General features: G+C 74.5%; 4 protein-coding genes. 3 read left to right on the forward strand and 1 reads right to left on the reverse strand.

The annotated features are described in order from the left end of the window. Positions 1 to 255: 255 nt before the first annotated feature. The 3 genes from CBZ_RS15295 to dop all read left to right on the forward strand — a co-directional run bounded on the left by CBZ_RS15295 (position 256) and on the right by dop (position 4,848). On the forward strand, positions 256 to 1,305 hold the full coding sequence (locus CBZ_RS15295; protein ID WP_130782372.1) for a tRNA (adenine-N1)-methyltransferase: 1,050 nt from the start codon (positions 256 to 258) through the stop codon (positions 1,303 to 1,305). A 212-nt stretch (positions 1,306 to 1,517) separates the two neighbouring features. Continuing rightward, the gene (gene arc, locus CBZ_RS15300) at positions 1,518 to 3,155 is read left to right on the forward strand and encodes a proteasome ATPase (RefSeq protein ID WP_130782373.1); all 1,638 of its coding nucleotides are present in this window, start codon (positions 1,518 to 1,520) and stop codon (positions 3,153 to 3,155) included. 73 nt (positions 3,156 to 3,228) lie between these two features. Beyond that, the gene (gene dop / locus CBZ_RS15305; protein WP_130782374.1) at positions 3,229 to 4,848 is read left to right on the forward strand and encodes a depupylase/deamidase Dop; all 1,620 of its coding nucleotides are present in this window, start codon (positions 3,229 to 3,231) and stop codon (positions 4,846 to 4,848) included. A gap of 175 nt (positions 4,849 to 5,023) precedes the next feature. On the opposite strand, the gene CBZ_RS21015 is transcribed toward dop, so the two are convergent. Further along, positions 5,024 to 5,954: SCO7613 C-terminal domain-containing membrane protein (locus CBZ_RS21015; protein ID WP_373862186.1), on the reverse strand; the 931-nt coding region annotated here is incomplete at its 5' end.

Below are 5,954 nucleotides of genomic sequence, written 5' to 3' on the forward strand. Positions count from 1 at the left end.
ACGGTGCGCTCACCGGGCGCGACCTGCTCGACGCCGTCGGGCGCGCCGCGCAGCACTCCCCGGTCGTCGTCGCCGTGACCGACGGCCGGGTCGTCGGCCTGGTGCGCGTCGCCGACGTCGTCGCCGCGCTGCGCACCTGAGCGCGTTGTCGCGCGCACCCCGCACGTCTCGGCCCCACGGCCGGGACACCGCGTCCGCGCGCTGCGGCCCGCGACCGGGTCGGACCAGGCCCCGGCACTCGTAGACTCGTCGCCCGTGACCGCCGACCAGACGCCCACCGGGGCCGCGCAGCGCCGCGGCCCGCTCCGAGCGGGCGACCGCGTCCAGCTGACCGACCCGCGGGGGAGGCTGCACACCATCACGCTCGCGCCCGGCGGGACGTTCCACACGCACCGCGGCTACTTCACGCACGACGAGCTCATCGGCGCACCCGAGGGCTCGGTCGTGCGGAACACCTCCGGGATCGAGTACCTCGCGCTGCGGCCCCTGCTGGCCGACCACGTGCTGTCGATGCCGCGTGGCGCCGCCGTCGTCTACCCCAAGGACGCCGGCCAGATCGTCACCATGGGCGACGTCTTCCCCGGCGCGCGCGTGATCGAGGCCGGCGTCGGGTCCGGCGCGCTCACGATGTCGCTGCTGCGCGCCGTCGGCGACGGCGGGTCGCTGCACTCCATCGAGCGGCGCGAGGACTTCGCCGACATCGCGCGCGCCAACGTCGAGGGCTTCTTCGGCGGTCCGCACCCCGCGTGGGAGCTGTCGATCGGCGACCTCGCCGACGTCCTGCCGACCGTCGCCGAGCCCGGCTCCGTCGACCGCGTCGTGCTCGACATGCTCGCGCCGTGGGAGAACCTCGACGCCGTCGCGGTCGCCCTCGCACCGGGCGGCGTCCTCACCGCGTACGTCGCGACCGCGACACAGCTCTCGCGCCTGGCCGAGGACTGCCGCGCCGACGGCCGGTACACCGAGCCGCAGGCCTGGGAGTCGATGGTCCGCGGCTGGCACCTCGAGGGCCTGGCCGTCCGCCCGCAGCACCGCATGATCGGCCACACCGGCTTCCTCCTGACGACCCGTCGGCTCGCCGACGGTGTCGAGGCGCCGCAGCGCAAGCGCCGTCCGGCCAAGGGCGCCTACCCGGTCGCCGAGGACGGCGCGCCCGCCGAGGACACCACGCTGTGGTCTCCCGAGGCGATGGGCGAGCGGGCCGTGTCCGACAAGAAGCTGCGCCGGGCGCGCCGCGACGCCGAGGGCCTCGCCGACGCCGCGCGGACCGGCGGCGTCGAGGACCTGGACGAGCCGCTCGACTGACCGTCCGACGCTCGTCCGTCCCGCACCGCGAGACGCCGGGAACAGCCCCGGTGCGGCGGGCGTCTCTGGTTGACAGCGGTGGTTAGGGTCGTCGAACCAGCAAGGCACGAGCAAGGCACGAGCAAGGCGCCAGCAGGGAGAGCGCCGAGCGCGGCGGTCGTGGTGGCGACACCTCGCCCGACCCCGCACGACGCGGAACGGAGGCCGAGACGATGACCGACCCGAACGCCCCTGGCCGGGACCTGCACCGTGAGCTCACGCTCCTCGCCGCGAAGAACGAGCGCCTCAGCGAGGCCCTCGTCGCCGCCCGCGAGCAGATCGTCGAGCTGAAGCGCCAGGTCGACGACCTCGCCAAGCCCCCGGGCACCTACGCGACGTTCCTCGCCGCGCGCGACGACGGCACGGTCGACATCGTCTCCTCGGGCCGCAAGATGCACGTCGGCGCCAGCCCGGCGATCGACGTGCACCGGCTGCGCCCCGGCCAGGAGGTCATGCTCAACGAGGCGCTCACGGTCGTCGAGGCCGGCGGGTACGAACAGGTCGGCGAGCTCGTCACGGTCAAGGAGGTCCTCGGCGACGGCCGTGCGCTCGTCGTCGGACGCGGCGACGAGGAGCGTGTCGTGCGCCTCGCCGGCCAGGTCGTCGACGACGCCCGGGTGCGCGTCGGGGACGCCCTGACGATCGACTCCCGCAGCGGCTTCGTGTTCGAGGTCATCCCGCGCGCCGAGGTCGAGGAGCTCGTCCTCGAAGAGGTGCCGGACATCCAGTACGAGGACATCGGCGGTCTCGGGCCGCAGATCGAGGCCATCCGGGACGCCGTCGAGCTCCCGTTCCTGCACCCTGAGCTGTTCCGCGAGCACGGCCTCAAGCCGCCCAAGGGCGTGCTGCTGTACGGGCCTCCCGGGTGCGGCAAGACGCTCATCGCGAAGGCCGTCGCGCACTCGCTCGCGGCCACGGCCGCCGCGGCGCGCGGCGACGACCTCGCCGAGGCCCGCAGCTTCTTCCTCAAAGTCAAGGGCCCGGAGCTGCTCAACAAGTACGTCGGCGAGACCGAGCGGCACATCCGCCTGATCTTCGCCCGCGCCCGCGAGAAGGCGTCGCAGGGGCACCCCGTCGTCGTGTTCTTCGACGAGATGGAGTCGCTGTTCCGGACCCGCGGCACCGGCGTGTCCAGCGACGTCGAGACGACGATCGTCCCGCAGCTCCTCTCGGAGATCGACGGCGTCGAGCGGCTCGAGAACGTCATCGTCATCGGCGCCTCCAACCGCGAGGACATGATCGACCCCGCGATCCTGCGCCCCGGCCGCCTCGACGTGAAGATCAAGATCGAGCGCCCCGACGCCGAAGGCGCCCGCGAGATCTTCGGCAAGTACCTCACCGAGGACCTGCCCATCCACGAGGAGGACCTCGGCGAGCACGGCGGGTCGCCGAGCGAGGCAGTCGAGGCGATGATCACGCGCGTCGTCGAGCGTATGTACACCGAGAGCGAGGAGAACCGCTTCCTCGAGGTGACGTACGCGAGCGGCGACAAGGAGGTCCTCTACTTCAAGGACTTCAACTCGGGCGCGATGATCCAGAACGTCGTCGACCGGGCCAAGAAGTCGGCCATCAAGGACCTGCTGGCGACCGGTCAGCGCGGCATCCGCGTCGACCACCTGCTCACGGCCTGCGTCGACGAGTTCCGCGAGAACGAGGACCTGCCGAACACCACCAACCCCGACGACTGGGCGCGGATCTCCGGGAAGAAGGGCGAGCGCATCGTCTTCATCCGGACGATCGTGCAGGGCAAGAAGGGCACCGAGGCCTCGCGCACGATCGAGACGGTCACGAGCACCGGTCAGTACCTCTGACGTCCGCGCCGGCGTCGTACGCCGATCTCGGACGTCTGGCACGGCCCCGCCCGGCGACGCCTAGGGTGGGGCCGTGACCGTGCGCCGCGTGATGGGGATCGAGACCGAGTACGGGATCCTCCAGCCCGGCCGCCCCCTCGCGAACCCGATGCTCCTGTCCAGCCACGTCGTGGCCGTGCACGCCGCCGCCCGCGAGGGCGGCCGGACCCGGGCCCGGTGGGACTACGACGACGAGGACCCGCTGCACGACGCCCGCGGCTTCCACCTGCAGCGCGCGTCCGCCCACCCGTCGCTGCTCACCGACGACCCCGAGCACGCCGCCCCCGCCGGTCCCGTCGACGGCGACTCGCCGCAGGAGCTGCCCCGCGCGACGACCGAGGAGTACGAGGACCCGGGCGCCGCGAACGTCATCCTCACCAACGGCGCGCGCCTGTACGTCGACCACGCGCACCCCGAGTACTCCTCGCCCGAGGTCACCAACCCGCTCGACGCCGTCCGCTGGGACCGCGCCGGGGAGCTCGTCATGCTCGCGTCGGTGCGCGCCCTGGCCTCGACCGCCGCGCTGCCCGACGTCGCCCTCTACAAGAACAACGTGGACGGCAAGGGCGCGACCTACGGCATGCACGAGAACTACCTCGTCGACCGTGCCGTCCCGTTCGTCGACCTCGCCAACCGGCTCATCCCGTTCCTCGTGACACGGCAGGTCTTCACCGGCGCCGGGCGGGTCGGCATCGGCCAGCGCGGCGAGGAGCCCGGGTTCCAGCTCTCGCAGCGCGCCGACTACATGGAGGCCGAGATCGGCCTCGAGACGACGCTGCGCCGCCCGATCGTCAACACGCGCGACGAGCCGCACGCCGACCCGGACCGGTGGCGGCGGCTGCACGTCATCATCGGCGACGCGACGATGCTCGAGGTCGCGACCTACCTGCGGCTCGGCACGACGTCGCTCGTGCTGTGGCTGGTCGAGCGGGCCGTCGCCGAGGGCGGCGCCGGGGGAGCCCTGGCCGTGGTGGACCGGCTCGCACTGCGCGACCCCGTCCAGGCGGTGCACGTCATCAGCCACGACCTGACGCTGACCGCGCGTGTCGAGCTCGTCGACGGCCGACGGCTGACCGCGATCGAGGTCCAGCGCGAGTACCTGGCGGCCGTCCGCACCGCGCTCGAGCACGACGGCTCCGCGCTCGACGCGCAGACCGTCGACGTCCTCGACCGTTGGGACGCCACCCTCGAGGGTCTGGCGACGGACCCGGCGAGCTGCGCGCGCACCGTCGAGTGGCTCGCCAAGCTCCGCCTCCTGGAGGGGATGCGGCGACGCGACGGCCTCGCGTGGGACCACCCGCGTCTCGCGGCCGTCGACCTGCAGTGGTCTGACGTCCGGCCCGAGCGCGGGCTCTACCACCGGCTGGTCGCCGCGGGCGCCGTCGAGCTCCTCGTCACGCCCGAGCGGGTCGAGGACGCCGTCGCGCACCCGCCGCGCGACACCCGCGCCTTCTTCCGGGGCGAGGCGGTGGCGCGCTACGGCGCGGAGATCTCTGCCGCGAGCTGGGACTCGGTGGTGTTCGACGTCGCGGGTGCCGCCACGCTGCAGCGGGTGCCGATGCGCGATCCCCTGCGGGGGACGCACGCCCACGTCGGTGCGCTGCTCGACCGCTGCGACGACGCCCGCGCCCTGCTCGCCGAGCTCGGCGCCTGACGAAGGGTCCACCGACCCGACCCGACCCGACCTGACTCGACCCGACCTGACCCGAGCCGGGCCTCGCTGGGACGGGCCGCGGGTCGGCGGCACCCGTGAGTGCGGCCGAGACCCCCGCCTGGTCGTCGCGGCGCCGCCACGTGGGTCGCGCCGGCGGTACCCGGCGATCAGGTGGTCAGCGCATCTGCCGGACGAACACGGCCGCCTCACGGGCCTCGCGCAGCCTTCGCTCGTAGGTGAGGCCCAGCCCGAGGAGCCCGGCGCCGCCGACGGCCAGCACCGGCCACCAGCCGGTGGCGGCGAGGACCTGGCTCGCGGTCGGGCTGAGCTGGACGAGCGCCTGCACGCTCAGGGCGACGCCGCCGACGACGAACGGCGCCTGCCAGCGTCGGGTCGCCCCGATGCCGACCGCGACCACCGCGCCGACGAGCGACAGCGCGGTGCGCCACTGCTCGGGCACCGCGAGCGCGGCGACCAGCGGCACGGCGAGCGTCCCGACCAGGCCGGCGCCGAGCGCGGCCCAGCTCCCGACGCGCGGGTCGACGTGCATGCGGACGAGGCCGAACGCGAGCAGGGCGGCGCCGAGCAGCACGAACCACGCGTCGGCGGGCACCGGCCACGGGTGCACGAGGCCGCAGAAGGCGGTCGCGCAGGCCAGGACCACACCCTGGACGAGTCGGGTGCCGTCGGGTGCACCGCCGAGACCCGCACCCCGCAGTCCGAGCCCGACGGCGACGGCGGCGAGCCCGACGAGCCGCAGCACGCCCGCGGGTCCGGCGTCCAGGGTGAGGGCGAGCGGGACCGCTGCGGCCGCGAGCACGAGCCAGGATCCGGTGAGGTCGACCGCGCGCCGGTGGGCCGGGGGCACGAGGGGGACGGCGACGCGTCGGGCGCCCTCGAGGACGAGCGCGGCCACCGCGGCCCACGCCGCGACGACGACGAGCGCGCCCGCCCCCGCCCAGCCCGTGACCGCCGGGCCCGCCACCTCGGTGCCCGCGACAGCCGTGTCCCAGTCCGCCGTGCCCCGGCGCGCGGCGCCAGAGCCCGTCCCGCCCCAGCTCGCGACGGCGAGCACGACGGCGTGGCGCGCAGGGCCGACGACCGCG

The organism is Cellulomonas biazotea, assembly GCF_004306155.1.
Classification (GTDB): domain Bacteria; phylum Actinomycetota; class Actinomycetes; order Actinomycetales; family Cellulomonadaceae; genus Cellulomonas; species Cellulomonas biazotea.

Excerpts from the sequence above, each read along its gene's own strand:
- arc (WP_130782373.1), top strand. The coding sequence starts at position 1,518 with ATGACCGACCCGAACGCCCCTGGCCGGGACCTGCACCGTGAGCTCACG.